Raw genomic sequence first — 14,361 nt, 5'->3', positions numbered from 1 at the left:
TCAAGAAGCGGAATTACTCGCCCTGGCGGGCCGGAGCATCCAGTTCGAAAGCCGTGTGCAGGGCGCGCACGGCCAGTTCCAGGTACTTCTCTTCAATTACCACGGAAACCTTGATTTCCGACGTCGAGATCATCTGGATGTTGATGCTTTCTTTCGCCAGCGATTCGAACATGCGGCTGGCCACACCTGCGTGGGAACGCATGCCGACGCCAACGATCGAGACCTTGGCAATCTTGATGTCGCCAACCACTTCACGGGCACCGATCTCGCGAGCGGTGTTTTCCAGCACGGTCTGTGCGGCCTGGAAGTCATTGCGGTGCACGGTGAAGGTGAAGTCGGTGGTGTTATCGTGCGCAACGTTCTGCACGATCATGTCGACTTCGATGTTCGCGGCACTGATCGGGCCGAGAATCTTGAACGCCACACCCGGGGTGTCTGGCACGCCACGGATGGTCAGCTTGGCTTCATCGCGATTGAAAGCGATGCCGGAAATGATCGGCTGTTCCATGGTTTCCTCTTCATCAATAGTAATGAGGGTGCCCGGACCCTCTTTGAAGCTGTGCAGTACGCGCAGCGGTACGTTGTACTTGCCGGCGAATTCCACCGCACGGATCTGCAACACCTTGGAACCGAGGCTGGCCATTTCCAGCATCTCTTCGAAGGTGATCTTGTCCAGACGCTGAGCGACCGGCACGACACGCGGGTCGGTGGTGTAGACACCATCGACATCGGTGTAGATCTGGCATTCATCGGCTTTCAGCGCTGCAGCCAATGCCACGCCGGTGGTGTCCGAACCGCCACGCCCCAGCGTGGTGATATTGCCGTGCTCGTCGACACCCTGGAATCCGGCGACAACAACAACGCGGCCTGCCTTCAGATCACCGCGAATCTTCTGGTCATCAATCTGCAAGATACGCGCTTTATTGTGTGCGCTGTCGGTCAGGATCCGCACCTGATTACCGGTGTACGACACCGCCGGCACACCGCGCTTGATCAGCGCCATGGCCAACAGGGCAATCGTCACCTGCTCACCGGTGGAGACAATCACGTCCAGCTCACGCGGAACCGGTTGACCGTCACCACTGATTTGCTTGGCCAGATCGATCAGACGGTTGGTTTCGCCGCTCATTGCAGACAGCACAACCACCAGGTCATCGCCGGCATCACGGAACTTCTTAACCTTGTCGGCGACCTGCTCGATTCTCTCGACAGTACCGACCGAGGTGCCTCCAAATTTCTGTACGATCAAAGCCATTTCAAAGCCGCCTCAGCCCATGAAGGGCGCCCAATAATTTCTCGAACAGCCACCGGACCCGCCACTAGACTGCGGGCCCGGCGGGCCGTCTTATAAACCCTGCTCGACGAATGGGACGGTCAGCGCCAGTGCGCCATCCAGCGCGCCGGCGTCGACACCGCCGCCCTGCGCCATGTCCGGACGACCACCGCCCTTCCCGCCCACTGCCGCAGCAGCCTGTTTCATCAAATCACCGGCTTTGAGTTGGCCAGTCAGGTCCTTGGTTACGCCTGCAACCAGAACGACCTTTTCCTCATGGACACTGCCGAGCAGGATCACTGCGCGGCCGAGTTTGTTTTTCAGCTGATCGACCAGCGCCAGCAGCGCCTTGGCGTCCTGACCGTCGAGACGCACGGCCAATACCTTCACGCCTTTGACATCCAGTGCCGAAGCCGACAGATCGTCGCCCGCAGCGCTGGCAGCCTTGGCTTGCAACTGCTCGAGTTGCTTCTCCAGCAGACGGTTGCGCTCCAGCACAGCCGACAGCTTGTCGATCAGGTTGTCACGGCTGCCCTTGACCAGGCTGGCCGCTTCCTTGAGTTGTTCTTCCGCAGCGTTCAAGTAGGCCAGTGCGGCTGCACCGGTGACTGCCTCGATACGACGCACGCCCGATGCCACACCGCCTTCGCTGATGATTTTCAGCAGGCCGATGTCGCCGGTACGGTTGGCGTGGATGCCGCCACACAGTTCGACGGAGAAATTGCCGCCCATGCTCAGCACGCGCACGTTGTCGCCGTATTTCTCGCCGAACAGCGCCATCGCACCTTTGTTCTTGGCGGTTTCGATGTCGGTTTCTTCGGTTTCAACCGCGGAGTTCTTGCGAATCTCGGCGTTGACGATGTCTTCCAGTGCTTTTATCTGCTCAGGCTTGATCGCTTCAAAGTGGCTGAAGTCGAAGCGCAGGCGCTGACTGTCGACCAATGAGCCTTTCTGTTGAACATGTTCGCCCAGCACCTGACGCAATGCGGCGTGCAGCAAGTGCGTCGCCGAGTGGTTGAGCGCAGTGGCGTGACGCACTTCGGCATCAACATGGGTTTCAACCGGCGCGCCGATGGTCAGGCTGCCCGACGCCAACACGCCGTGGTGCAGGAACGCGCCGCCAGTCTTGGTGGTGTCGCGCACATCGAAACGTGCGTTGCCGGCCTGAAGGAAACCGCAGTCGCCGATCTGGCCGCCGGATTCGGCGTAGAAAGGCGTCTGGTTGAGAACGATCACGCCCTCTTCGCCTTCACTCAGTACGTCGACCGACTGGCCTTCTTTATAGATGGCCACGATTTTGGCCGAACCGCTGGTGGCGGCGTAGCCAGTGAACTCGGTGGCCACGTCAACTTTAACCAACGTGTTGTAGTCCAGACCGAACGAGCTGGCCGAACGTGCACGGACGCGCTGAGCTTCCATTTCACGCTCGAAGCCGGCTTCGTCGACGGTCAGGCTGCGCTCGCGGGCGATGTCCGCGGTCAGGTCCATCGGGAAACCGTAGGTGTCGTAGAGCTTGAACACCACGTCGCCCGGCACTACGGTGCCTTTGAGTTCCAGCAGATCCTGTTCAAGAATCTTCAGGCCGTGCTCCAGAGTCTTGGAGAACTGCTCTTCTTCGGCCTTGAGGACGCGCTCGATGTTGCTCTGCTGCTTCTTCAGTTCCGGGAACGCTTCGCCCATTTCGGCAACCAGCGCCGCGACGATCTTGTAGAAGAAGCTGCCGGTGGCGCCCAGTTTGTTGCCGTGACGGCAGGCGCGACGGATGATCCGGCGCAGCACGTAGCCGCGACCTTCGTTGGACGGCAGCACGCCGTCGGCAATCAGGAAACCGCACGAACGGATGTGGTCGGAAACAACTTTCAGCGAAGACTGATCGCCATTTTCGCAGCCGATCGCTTCAGCCGAAGCCTTCAGCAGGTTCTTGAACAGGTCAATGTCATAGTTGGAATTGACGTGCTGCATCACCGCACTGATCCGCTCCAGGCCCATGCCGGTATCGACCGACGGCGCTGGCAAAGGATGCAACACGCCATCGGCGGTGCGGTTGAACTGCATGAACACGTTGTTCCAGATCTCGATGTAACGGTCGCCGTCTTCTTCCGGCGAACCCGGTGGGCCGCCCCAGATGTGGTCGCCGTGATCGTAGAAAATCTCGGTGCAAGGGCCGCATGGGCCGGTATCACCCATGGTCCAGAAGTTGTCGGACGCGTAAGGCGCGCCTTTGTTGTCGCCGATGCGGATCATGCGCTCGACCGGCACACCGATTTCCTGGGTCCAGATGTCATACGCTTCGTCGTCCGAGGCGTAGACGGTGACCCAGAGTTTTTCCTTCGGCAATTGCAGCACGCCGGTCAGGAAAGTCCACGCGAAGGTGATCGCGTCTTTCTTGAAATAGTCACCGAAGCTGAAGTTGCCGAGCATTTCGAAGAACGTGTGGTGACGAGCGGTATAACCGACGTTTTCCAGGTCGCTGTTCTTGCCACCGGCACGCACGCATTTCTGGCTGCTGGTTGCACGGGTGTACGCACGTTTTTCCTGGCCCAGGAAGCAGTCCTTGAACTGGTTCATCCCCGCGTTAGTGAACAGCAGGGTTGGGTCGTTGCCCGGAATCAAAGAGCTGGAGGCTACACGGGTGTGGCCTTGCTCTTCGAAGAAGCGAAGGAAGGCTTCACGGATTTCTGCGCTTTTCATTAGGTTCTTCCACGGAGGCTGCGGCCAAAGGCCTGTTCGAAACGTCAACAGACGAAGCGACGGCAAAGGGCCGCATTATATCGGCCCTGCGCGCGGGGTACAGCGTGTTTATACGATAGAAACGGTCAATTGGACGGGTAACGCTGTCACTTGCGTGAAAACTCGACGAATGTCGCTATCACTCGTTCGATTTGCGAGTGATTGACGTCCATGTGCGTGACCATGCGCAGACGTGCCGCGGCGCTCAATTTGATCCCGCGCTCGGCGGCAAATGCCTTGAACGCTTCAGCTTTGTCGCCCATCTGCACATAAACCATATTGGTCTGCACCTGCTCGACGCTGAAACCGGCGCTACGCACGCCTTCGGCGAGAAATTGCGCGTTGGCGTGATCCTCGGCCAGACGCTCGACGTTGTGATCCAGCGCATACAGCCCCGCCGCCGCCAGCAATCCGGCCTGACGCATGCCGCCCCCGACCATTTTGCGCAGGCGCCGAGCCTTGCCGATCAGCTCGACCGAACCACATAACACCGAGCCAACCGGCGCGCCAAGGCCTTTGGACAGACACACCGACACCGAGTCGAAGTGCTGAGTGATTTCACGGGCATCAACGCCCAATTTGACCGCCGCGTTATACAGGCGCGCGCCGTCCAGGTGCAGTTGCAGACCGTTGTCCTGGGTGAATTTACGCGCGCGGGCCAGATACTCCAGCGGCAACACTTTACCTTGCATGGTGTTTTCCAGGGCCAGCAGCCGGGTCCGGGCGAAGTGGAAGTCATCAGGCTTGATCGCCGCCGCGACCTGCGCAAGATCCAGCGAACCGTCAGCCTGAACTTCCAGCGGCTGCGGCTGAATCGAACCGAGCACTGCCGCACCGCCGCCCTCGTACTTATAGGTGTGCGCCTGTTGGCCGACGATGTATTCGTCACCGCGCTCGCAATGCGCCATCAACCCCAGCAGGTTGCTCATGGTGCCCGTCGGCACAAACAACGCAGCAGCGAAACCCAGCCGTTTTGCCAGTTCCGCTTCCAGACGATTGACCGTCGGATCTTCGCCATAAACGTCGTCACCGGTGTCCGCCGCAGTCATCGCGTCGAGCATGGCGGGGGTCGGTTGGGTGACGGTGTCGCTGCGAAGATCGATAACGCTCATGAACCTGGCCTCAAGTCAGCAGGGGAAATCCCTTTACGAAGGTGAATTACTGCAGTCATCGCCTCGATTAATCAACCCTTGGCGCAGGAAAACACCACGAGAGCGTTTAAAAAACTCGATAACAATCATCAGATAGGCGCAATGCACGGACTCACAATCTGTGTTAAAAACGCTGCGTCGCCCAAAAAGGGGCGGCAAAAACGTTCTCAGGGCGGGGTGCAATTCCCCACCGGCGGTAATTGCGCGCAATGCGCATAGCCCGCGAGCGCTTGGCGACGAACACGGTTTTGGCCGGTGATCGACGGCAAGGTCAGCAGACCCGGTTTGATCCCGGGGCCGACGGTCATAGTCCGGATGAAGAGAGAACGGGATTAACGCCAGAGGGCCGTCCGCGTGCATTCGTGCCAGCGTGCGCACCCTTGAATCCCTTTCGATTCATAACGCCCTGTTTTTCACACAAACAGGAGTCAGAACATGCAACCCACCGCTATCGACAGCAAAAGCAAACACCCTCACGGCGAGCGCGTCGCGTTCATCCAGGCCTGCTGGCACAAGGAAATCGTTGACCAGAGCCGTAAAGGCTTTGTCACCGAAATGCTTGCCCAGGGGTATCAGGAATCGGACATCGACTTCTTTGAAGTCGGCGGTGCCTTTGAAATGCCCCTGCACGCCAAGCTGCTGGCCAAAACCGGTCGCTATGCCGGTATCGTTGCGGCAGCCCTGGTGGTGGACGGCGGGATCTATCGTCATGAGTTCGTCGCCCAGTCGGTCGTCAGCGGCCTGATGCAGGTTCAGCTGGAAACCGAAGTGCCGGTGTTCTCGGTGTCACTCACCCCGCACCACTTCCATGCCGGCGAAGAACACCAGAAGTTCTTCTTCGAGCACTTTGTGCACAAGGGCCAGGAAGCGGCGAAGACGTGTGCGGATACGCTGCAAAAGGTTCGTGCGCTGCGCCGTAGCGAGCCGCGCGCTCTGGCGGTCTGAGCTTATCCCGCGTTGAGTGAGGTCTAGAGCTTCACTCAATGCACTGTGGGAGCGGGCTTGCCCGCGATAGCGGTGTATCAGTCGCCACAGATGTCGACTGACCGTACGCCATCGCGGGCAAGCCCGCTCCCACAGGGTTTTATGGCGATCAGGTCAGGCGAGGTTTTCGTCAGTGGCCGGGACGATCAGGATGCCAGCGCGCAAGCCGTTCTTGACCTTGGGGTTGGGGAAGATAATCCGCGCGCCCGGCTCTTCGATGATCCAGCGGGTATTGGCCAGATCCTCGGCCAGTACATAACCCACTTCCAGCTCCGAAAAGTTTTCAATGTCCGCCGGCAGGTTCAGGCGGAACGCATCGCTGTGCTTGATGACTTCCCGCGACACGCTAAACAACTGCAAACCGTCCAATTCTTGCGTGGTCTGCTCCGGTTCGCTGCCTTCGATGATCTGCTTCAGACGCGTTTCCAGCAACGACACGTTCACCCCGTCGTTCTGCCCGAACGGCCGCGCCTTGCCCAGTTCCAGCGTGAAAGACTCGGCACCGAGCTTGTCGTAGGTGTACGAGCTGAACACGATCGATGGCTTGTTTTGCAGCAACACCGCCTCCATCCCGGCCGCGCGCAGACGCGCCAGTTCGAGACGTGAATGCTGGCGACCTTCCTTCCACGGATACAAGGCGAACTGCTCGATCTTCGAGCCACGAATCGCTGTGTGCAGGTCGTAGTGCAAACGCTGGCGATCCGGCTGACTGAAGAAAACCGCCGCCAACCGCTCCAGCTCACAGGCACGCAGCGCTTCGCTGCCGCTGCTTTGCTCGTGACGGCCGTTGAACAGCCGATTGACGTCCTGTTCGATAAAGCGCTCGCCTTTGCGAATCGCCTCGGGGTTGCCGAACAGGAACAGAATGCGTGCGCGCGGCTTCAGATCGCCGCGAGCGATGTCATGCAGCAGCCGATCAAGCAACTCGATCGGCGCTGTTTCGTTGCCATGGATGCCTGCCGAGAGCAGCAGATCCAGGCCATTGTCGCGAGCTTCGGGAGGCCGGACTTCCAGCGCGCCCTCGCTCAACCAGCGCATGCGCACGCCTTCGACAGTCAGTTGAGTCTTCTCCGCCGGTTCGCGGCCGGCGAGGGTCAGTTCAAGCAGTTTGCCGAGAGCGAGCATAGAGCGGTTTCCTTAGTGGTCGTGGTTGCAATCCGGGCCGTGCACGTGATCTTCGTCGTCGCCGACTTCGGCCGGTTCCATTTCCAGTTGCAGACTTACCAGATTAGTCGCCAATGGGCGCAACAGCAGGTTGGCGTACTCGGCATCGCCTTCTTCGACGTCTACGCCGATCAACAGCTGGCCGCGGCCGTCCTGCTGGATCCACAGCTCTTTGCCTTGCCACATGACCGCGACGCGGGTGCAGGAAGTTTCCAGTTGCTTGCCGTCGGTGTCTTCAAGGATCAGCCGCAGGGAATCGCTCATGTTTTTACTCTCTTGTGAAGACAAGCCGCGCGCCGCGTTCAGGCGACGCGCCGGCCATCAATTGATCTGGAATGGATAAACCGCGCCCAGTTTAAGGATTTGCGTCAGTTCATCCAGTGCCGTCCGGCATTCAAGCAGCAATTGCGGGTCCGCCAGATCAGTTTCGCTCAGGCGGTCGCGGTAGTGCTTTTCAACCCATGCGGTCAACGAACCGTACAACGGGGCCGTCATGATAACCCCTGGGTTGACCGCCGCCAGTTCGGTTTCGTTGAGCGCGACGCGCAGTCGCAGGCACGCCGGGCCACCGCCGTTCTGCATGCTCTGCTTGAGGTCGAACACCTTCACTTCGCGGATCAGGCCGCCGGAGCTGGTCAGGCCTTGCAGGTAATTCCACACGCGCTCATTGGCCTGGCACTCTTGCGGCACGATCAACAGCATCGAGCCATCAGGACGCGACAGCAGCTGACTGTTGAACAGGTACGAACGCACCGCGTCATCCACGGTTACCGCCGAACGCGGCACACAGATCGACTGGAAATTGCCGCCGACCCTGGCGAGCTTGCCTTGCAACTCGGCCAGCATCTGCTCGGTGTCGAGGAACGCGTCCTCGTGATAGAACAGTGCTTCGCCGTTACCCACCGCAATCACGTCGTTATGGAAAACGCCCTGATCGATCACGCCAGGATTCTGCTGCGCGTAAACCACGCCTTCGTCACGCAGACCGTGCAGACGCGCAACAGCTTGCGACGCTTCCAGAGTCTGGCGCGCCGGGTACTTCTGCGGCGCCGGGTAGCGGTTGTCGAAGGCACTGCGACCGAACACGAAAAACTCGACACCGGTTTCACCGTATTCACGGCAGAAACGCGTGTGGTTGGCCGCGCCTTCGTCTCCGAACTGCGCCACTGCCGGCAGCGCCGCGTGATGGGCGAAGTGCTGCTGATTGGCGAACATCGCGCCGAGTACGCGGCTGGTGGTCGGGTGCTCGATGCTGCGGTGATATTTGCAGTTGAGGTTGGCGGCCGTGAAATGCACACGGCCGTCAGCGGTATCGGCGCTCGGGCTGACGGTGGCGGCGTTGGCCACCCACATGCTCGATGCCGAGCAACTGGCAACCAGCAGCGGCATCGCTTCTTTGGCGGCACGCTCGATCACCTGAGCGTCGGTGCCACTGAAACCCAGACGGCGCAGTGCGGCCACGTCCGGACGTTCCTGCGGTGCCAGTACGCCTTGCTGAAAGCCCATTTCCATCAGCGCTTTCATTTTTGCCAGACCTTGCAGCGCGGCTTCCTTCGGGTTCGAGGATTGCTGGCTGTTGCTCTGGGACGCGACGTTGCCGTAGGACAGACCGCCGTAGTTATGAGTCGGCCCCACTAGACCGTCAAAATTGACTTCATAGGATTTCATCAGCGAGGCTCCACGAGAATCTGTTGTTATAGGCTTCAGTAACTAACTGTTCAGTGCGACCGCGTCGCGGCCATCGCTGGCAAGCCAGCTCCCGCAGGATTGGCGGTGTTCACAGATTTTGTGGACGACTCAATCCCTGTGGGAGCTGGCTTGCCAGCGATAGGCATCACACCATTTTCACGCCGGGCGTCAGGGCCGATGGCATCACCAGGCTCGGCGTTTCCAGCGACGCCACCGGGTACGCGCAATAATCCGCTGCGTAGTAGGCGCTGGCGCGATGGTTGCCAGAGGCACCCACACCGCCGAACGGTGCGCTGCTCGCAGCACCCGTCAATTGCTTGTTCCAGTTGACGATACCGGCGCGGCTTTCCAGCCAGAATTGCTGGTAGCGATCTTCAGAATCCGACAACAAACCGGCGGCCAAGCCATAAGCGGTGTCGTTTGCTTCGCCGATTGCCGCTGCGAAATCGGCGTAACGAATCACTTGCAGCAACGGGCCGAACAGTTCTTCGTCCGGACGCTCGGCAACCGCGGTCACATCAACAATGCCCGGCGTCAGCAGTGCGGCTTGCGCTTGCGGCTGAGTCATTTCCAGCAGCGATACGGCACCGTTGGCCAGCAAATGTTCTTGAGCATCCATCAGCGCTTTCGCAGCGCCCAAGGAAATCACCGAACCCATGAAAGGCGCTGGTTGCTGATCGAATGCACCGACTTCAATGGTCGCGCTCACTTCAACCAGTCGCTTGAGCAGGCTGTCGCCCCACGCGCCTTGCGGCACCAGCAGACGGCGGGCGCAGGTGCAGCGCTGGCCGGCAGAAATGAACGCCGACTGAATGATCGTGTAAACCGCCGCATCCAGATCAGCAACCTGATCGACGACCAGCGGATTATTGCCACCCATTTCCAGAGCCAGAATCTTGTCCGGACGTCCGGCAAATTGCTGGTGCAGATGATTGCCGGTACGGCTCGAACCGGTGAAGAACAGACCGTCGATACCGGCATTCGCGGCCAGCGCGATGCCGGTTTCGCGAGCGCCTTGCAGCAGGTTCAACACGCCTGCGGGCAGGCCGGCTTCGATCCAGCACTTGACCGTCAGCTCGGCGACTTTCGGCGTCAATTCGCTTGGCTTGAACAGCACGCTGTTACCGGCCAGCAGCGCTGGCACGATGTGACCGTTCGGCAAGTGTCCCGGGAAGTTGTAGGGGCCGAACACCGCCACCACGCCGTGCGGCTTGTGACGCAATACAGCGGTGGCGTCGCCCAATGGGCCGCTCTTCTCGCCTGTGCGTTCGCGGTAGCTCTGCACCGAAATCGCGATCTTGTTGACCATGCTGGTGACTTCGGTCGCGGCTTCCCACAACGGTTTGCCGGTCTCTTCACCGATGGTGCGAGCCAGTTCGTCAGCGTGGTTTTTCAGCGCGGTGGCAAAGGCTTCAAGAACGCTGATGCGCTCCTCCAGCGTACGACGCGCCCAACCCGGAAACGCCTGACGCGCAGCCTGCACCGCCGACTCAACCTGAGCGGCGGTAGCGCCCTCCCCCGACCACAGCACTTGCTGGGTCACCGGGTTCAGCGATTGAAAGGCTTCGCCCTGACCGGCCAGCCACTCACCTGCGATGTATAGCGAATTCATTATTTCGACTCCCGAGCAGCGGACAACGCCACGGCGCGAACCTGGTCGCCTGCGTTAAGTTGAAGACGTTTGGCAGTCTGCGAATCGACCACCAGCGTGCCGGCAGCCAAACGGGCCGGCGCGGCGGTAATGCGGCAATCTTCGCGTTTGCGGTTATGGATGATGAACGGCGTAGCGTCGTCGCCCGGCGTACCAATGGCCAGCACCAACGCTTCGCTGTCACGCACCGCGCGGATCTTGCTGGTCTCGCATTCAATCCCCGGGCCGGCGTCGAAGATGTCGACGTAACCCTGGTAGCTGAAGCCTTCGCTCTTGAGCATCGCCAGCGCCGGTTCGGTGTCCGGGTGAACCTGGCCGATCACACTGCGCGCGTCTTCCGACAGGAAGCAGGTGTACAGAGGGAATTTCGGCATCAGTTCAGCAATGAATGCCTTGTTGCCGACACCGGTGAGGTAATCGGCCTGGCTGAATTCCATCTTGAAGAAGTGACGCCCCAGGCTTTCCCAAAACGGCGAACGGCCGGCTTCATCGGACACGCCGCGCATCTCGGCAATGATCTTGTTACCGAACAGCTCCGGGAACTCGGCGATGAACAGCATCCGCGCCTTGGACAGCATGCGACCGTTGAGGCCGTTGCGGTAATCGGCGTGCAGGAACAGCGAGCACAGCTCGGAATTGCCGGTCAGGTCGTTGGCCAGGAACAGCGTCGGAATCTCGCGATAGATGTTCAGCTCTTGCGAAGCGCTGACGGTCAGGCCGACACGGAAGTTGTACCAAGGCTCACGCAGACCGACCGCGCCGGCAATGGCGGAAATCCCCACCACGCGACCGTCGTCGTCTTCGAGCACGAACAGGTAGTCCGCATCGCCACGGCCGGCTTCGCCGCGAAAGGTCTTCTCGGCCCAGCCAACCCGGTGGGTCAGGCGTTCTTCGTTGGCCGGCAACGTGGTCAGGCCGGTACCGGTGCTGCGGGCCAGGTCGATCAGCGCGTCTAAATCGCTGCTGCGTACGGGACGAACAATCATGCTATCTCCTCAAACGGGCCGCCTGCGGCCACCCGTAAAACTCGCTAAGGCGTTAAACCGCCACCAGGCGCACGCTGGCACCTTCACCGACGCCCAGGGCTTCGGCCGCTTCCAGATCCAGAGTCACCGGTTTGCCCGGCGCGTAATCCAGCTCGAGCAACACGGCGCGGTAATCCTGCAGCTGCGCGTTGGCCACCAGATACTGACGCCCGGCACCTTTGACCGGCTCGCCGATCTTTACCGGCACAACGCGGCTCTGGGCGATCGAACGGATCCCCGAAACGCGCGCATGCAGGGTCGGGCCACCGTCGAAGATGTCGATGTAGTGATCGGTCTCGAAGCCTTCGCGCATCAGGATGTCGAAGGTGATCTGCGCACGCGGGTGCACCTGGCCCATCGCCTCTTGGGCGGAATCCGGCAGCAGCGGCACGTAGATCGGGTAATGCGGCATCAGTTCGGCGAGGAACGTACGGCTTTTCAGGCCACACAGGCGTTCAGCCGCAGCGTAGTTGAGGTCGAAGAAGTTGCGACCGATGGCATCCCAGAATGGCGAGTCGCCATTCTCATCGCTGTAACCGACGATCTCGGTCACCACCGAATCGGCGAAACGCTCCGGGTGGCTGGCAACGAACAGCAAGCGACCACGGGAGTTGAGCTCCGACCACGGCGACCCGACCAACTCGCGCTGCACGTAAAAACTGGTCAGCAAGCTATTGCCGGTCAGGTCGTGGCACTGCGAAAGCACGTGGATCTTGTTGTGGATCTTCAGTTCGCGGGAAGCGTGGACGAAGGTTTCGTTGCGAAAGCTGTAGAACGGTTCCGAGTAACCGGCCGAAGCAACGATGGCCGAGCAGCCGACCAGTTTGCCGGTGGCGGTGTCTTCGAGAACGAAGAAGTAACTCTCTTCACCGTTGAAGCTCACTTCGGCAGAGAACGAGGCTTCGCTCGCCGCGATCTTGTCGCTCAGACGTTCCACGTCATCCGGCAAGGAAGTGACACCAATCGGGCTGTCCGCAGCCAGACGCTGTACCTCGCCCAGATCAGCCATTTGCGCGGGGCGCATCACCAGCATGGTGTCACTCCTTTCTCTTAAAATTTACTGAAAAAAACACCGGATATTGTGGGAGCGAGGCTGCTCGCGAAAGCGGTCTATCTGTCAGCAAAAATGTTGACTGACACGCCCTCATCGCGAGCAGGCTCGCTCCCACAATGGAATTCGCCCGGTATCAAAAATTTTGATCGACGCCCGAGAAGTTCGGGCGCCGAAGGGTCTATCAGGCTTGCGTCAACTTCGCTGCGGCACGTTCAAAGCGGTCGAGACCGGCATCGATATCGGCATCTTCCACCACCAGGCTCGGGGCGAAACGGATCACGTCCGGGCCGGCTTGCAGAATCATCAGGCCTTCTTGTTCAGCGGCGTTGAAGATGTCCTTGGCCTTGCCTTTCCAGGCATCGCTCAGCACGCAACCGATCAGCAGACCGAGGCCACGCACCTGAGTGAACAGGCCGTACTTCTCGCCGATCTGCTGCAGACGGGTCTTGAACTTGTCGTGCTTGGCATTGACGCCGTTCAGCACCTCTGGGGTGTTGATCACGTCGATCACCGCTTCTGCCACCGCGCACGCCAGCGGGTTGCCGCCGTAAGTGGTGCCGTGGGTGCCGACGACCAGATGTTTGGCCAACGCTTCGGTGGTCAACATCGCTGCGATCGGGAAACCGCCGCCCAGGCTCTTGGCGCTGGTCAGGATGTCCGGGGTCACGCCGTAATGCTGGTAGGCGAACAGCTTGCCGCTACGGCCCATGCCGGTTTGCACTTCGTCGAACACCAGCAGCGCGTTATTCGCGTCGCATAGTTCACGGGCGCCTTGCAGGTAAGCCAGCTCGGCCGGCAGCACGCCGCCCTCGCCCTGAATCGGTTCCAGCACGACCGCACAGGTCTTGTCGGAAACGGCGGCTTTGAGGGCAGCCAGATCGTTGTACGGAACGTGGGTAATACCGGTGATTTTCGGACCGAAACCGTCGGAGTACTTCGACTGGCCACCGACGTTGACGGTGAACAGGGTACGGCCGTGGAAGCTGTTCAGCGCGGCAATGATTTCGTATTTCTCGCTGCCAAAACGGTCGAATGCAACACGACGGGCCAGCTTGAACGCGGCCTCGTTGGCTTCAGCGCCGGAGTTGCAGAAGAACACGCGCTCGGCGAACGTGGCGTCGATCAGCTTGTGCGCCAGGCGCAGGGCTGGCTCGTTGGTGAACACGTTGGAAACGTGCCACAGCTTGTTCGCTTGCTCGGTCAAGGCACCGACCAGCGCCGGATGCGCATGACCCAATACGTTGACGGCGATACCGCCGGCGAAGTCGATCAGCTCGCGGCCGGCCTGATCCCAGACGCGGGAACCGGCGCCACGCACCGGAATGAAAGCGGCAGGCGCGTAGTTGGGAACCATAACCTGGTCGAAATCGGCGCGTTGTACCGCAGCGTGCTCAACGGACATCGGAGTCTCCTGATGAGGGCCACCCGCCGGAAACTGGCGAGCGATGGGGGGATTGTAAGGACAGTTATCGGCCCGGCCTTGCCGCCAGGCGACAACTTCTTATAGCGCCAACCCCGGATTTTTCCGGGTTTACGGCAATGCGACAAATAACGTCGCAAAGGCGCAGTTTAAACTGCCGCCGCCGATTTGCGGCAGGCCCCGGAGGATATCAATTCAACCCGGTGCCAGCGGTATATAT

At 60.2% G+C, this 14,361-nt stretch carries 11 protein-coding genes and 1 riboswitch; of the genes, 1 reads left to right on the top strand and 10 read right to left on the bottom strand.

The genetic code is table 11. From position 1 onward, the window contains the following. Nucleotides 1–13: 13 nt before the first annotated feature. The 3 genes from AB4P92_RS23495 to ltaE form a co-directional block, all read right to left on the bottom strand. A complete protein-coding gene (locus AB4P92_RS23495; RefSeq protein ID WP_042560536.1) occupies nt 14–1,255 on the bottom strand; it encodes an aspartate kinase in 1,242 nt (413 codons plus the stop codon). Nucleotides 1,256–1,345: 90 nt separating this feature from the next. Further along, nucleotides 1,346–3,964, bottom strand: coding sequence for an alanine--tRNA ligase (gene alaS, locus AB4P92_RS23490; RefSeq protein ID WP_273878589.1), 2,619 nt, complete (start codon nt 3,962–3,964; stop codon nt 1,346–1,348). A 146-nt stretch (nt 3,965–4,110) separates the two neighbouring features. Continuing rightward, entirely contained in the window at nt 4,111–5,115 is a 1,005-nt protein-coding gene (gene ltaE / locus AB4P92_RS23485) for a low-specificity L-threonine aldolase (RefSeq protein WP_042560538.1), read from the bottom strand. A gap of 198 nt (nt 5,116–5,313) precedes the next feature. Then, nucleotides 5,314–5,486, top strand: a riboswitch (FMN riboswitch). A 103-nt stretch (nt 5,487–5,589) separates the two neighbouring features. Here ltaE and AB4P92_RS23480 point away from each other — a divergent pair. Further along, the gene (locus AB4P92_RS23480) at nt 5,590–6,099 is read left to right on the top strand and encodes a 6,7-dimethyl-8-ribityllumazine synthase (RefSeq protein WP_115146184.1); all 510 of its coding nucleotides are present in this window, start codon (nt 5,590–5,592) and stop codon (nt 6,097–6,099) included. Nucleotides 6,100–6,252: 153 nt separating this feature from the next. On the opposite strand, the gene astE is transcribed toward AB4P92_RS23480, so the two are convergent. From astE to AB4P92_RS23445, 7 genes are all read right to left on the bottom strand, one after another. Then, a complete protein-coding gene (gene astE, locus AB4P92_RS23475) occupies nt 6,253–7,263 on the bottom strand; it encodes a succinylglutamate desuccinylase (RefSeq protein ID WP_395598236.1) in 1,011 nt (336 codons plus the stop codon). A 12-nt stretch (nt 7,264–7,275) separates the two neighbouring features. Next, the gene (locus tag AB4P92_RS23470; RefSeq protein ID WP_200612112.1) at nt 7,276–7,566 is read right to left on the bottom strand and encodes a topoisomerase II; all 291 of its coding nucleotides are present in this window, start codon (nt 7,564–7,566) and stop codon (nt 7,276–7,278) included. A gap of 57 nt (nt 7,567–7,623) precedes the next feature. Beyond that, nucleotides 7,624–8,970, bottom strand: a complete 1,347-nt coding sequence (gene astB, locus AB4P92_RS23465) for an N-succinylarginine dihydrolase (RefSeq protein ID WP_395598235.1) — start codon at nt 8,968–8,970, stop codon at nt 7,624–7,626. Nucleotides 8,971–9,136: 166 nt separating this feature from the next. After that, nucleotides 9,137–10,606: a succinylglutamate-semialdehyde dehydrogenase gene (gene astD, locus AB4P92_RS23460; protein WP_261736727.1), complete on the bottom strand. Its 1,470-nt coding sequence runs from the start codon at nt 10,604–10,606 to the stop codon at nt 9,137–9,139. Continuing rightward, a complete protein-coding gene (astA, locus tag AB4P92_RS23455; RefSeq protein ID WP_042560544.1) occupies nt 10,603–11,628 on the bottom strand; it encodes an arginine N-succinyltransferase in 1,026 nt (341 codons plus the stop codon). The genes astD and astA overlap by 4 nt, the downstream gene beginning before the upstream one ends. 52 nt (nt 11,629–11,680) lie before the next feature. After that, nucleotides 11,681–12,700: an arginine/ornithine succinyltransferase subunit alpha gene (gene aruF / locus AB4P92_RS23450; protein ID WP_042560545.1), complete on the bottom strand. Its 1,020-nt coding sequence runs from the start codon at nt 12,698–12,700 to the stop codon at nt 11,681–11,683. 202 nt (nt 12,701–12,902) lie between these two features. Next, nucleotides 12,903–14,123, bottom strand: coding sequence for an aspartate aminotransferase family protein (locus AB4P92_RS23445; protein WP_115146181.1), 1,221 nt, complete (start codon nt 14,121–14,123; stop codon nt 12,903–12,905). Nucleotides 14,124–14,361: the final 238 nt, after the last annotated feature.

This window comes from Pseudomonas sp. A0308, assembly GCF_044218815.1.
GTDB lineage: Bacteria > Pseudomonadota > Gammaproteobacteria > Pseudomonadales > Pseudomonadaceae > Aquipseudomonas > Aquipseudomonas iridis.
The sequence above is the reverse complement of the archived record's forward strand: the minus strand, read 5'-3'. Positions and strand labels throughout refer to the sequence as shown.

Bases quoted from the DNA above. Each gene is read 5' to 3' on its own strand.
- AB4P92_RS23495 (WP_042560536.1), bottom strand. From the start codon at position 1,255: ATGGCTTTGATCGTACAGAAATTTGGAGGCACCTCGGTCGGTACTGTC.
- alaS (WP_273878589.1), bottom strand. From the start codon at position 3,964: ATGAAAAGCGCAGAAATCCGTGAAGCCTTCCTTCGCTTCTTCGAAGAG.
- ltaE (WP_042560538.1), bottom strand. From the start codon at position 5,115: ATGAGCGTTATCGATCTTCGCAGCGACACCGTCACCCAACCGACCCCC.
- AB4P92_RS23480 (WP_115146184.1), top strand. From the start codon at position 5,590: ATGCAACCCACCGCTATCGACAGCAAAAGCAAACACCCTCACGGCGAG.
- astE (WP_395598236.1), bottom strand. From the start codon at position 7,263: ATGCTCGCTCTCGGCAAACTGCTTGAACTGACCCTCGCCGGCCGCGAA.
- AB4P92_RS23470 (WP_200612112.1), bottom strand. From the start codon at position 7,566: ATGAGCGATTCCCTGCGGCTGATCCTTGAAGACACCGACGGCAAGCAA.
- astB (WP_395598235.1), bottom strand. From the start codon at position 8,970: ATGAAATCCTATGAAGTCAATTTTGACGGTCTAGTGGGGCCGACTCAT.
- astA (WP_042560544.1), bottom strand. From the start codon at position 11,628: ATGATTGTTCGTCCCGTACGCAGCAGCGATTTAGACGCGCTGATCGAC.
- aruF (WP_042560545.1), bottom strand. From the start codon at position 12,700: ATGCTGGTGATGCGCCCCGCGCAAATGGCTGATCTGGGCGAGGTACAG.
- AB4P92_RS23445 (WP_115146181.1), bottom strand. From the start codon at position 14,123: ATGTCCGTTGAGCACGCTGCGGTACAACGCGCCGATTTCGACCAGGTT.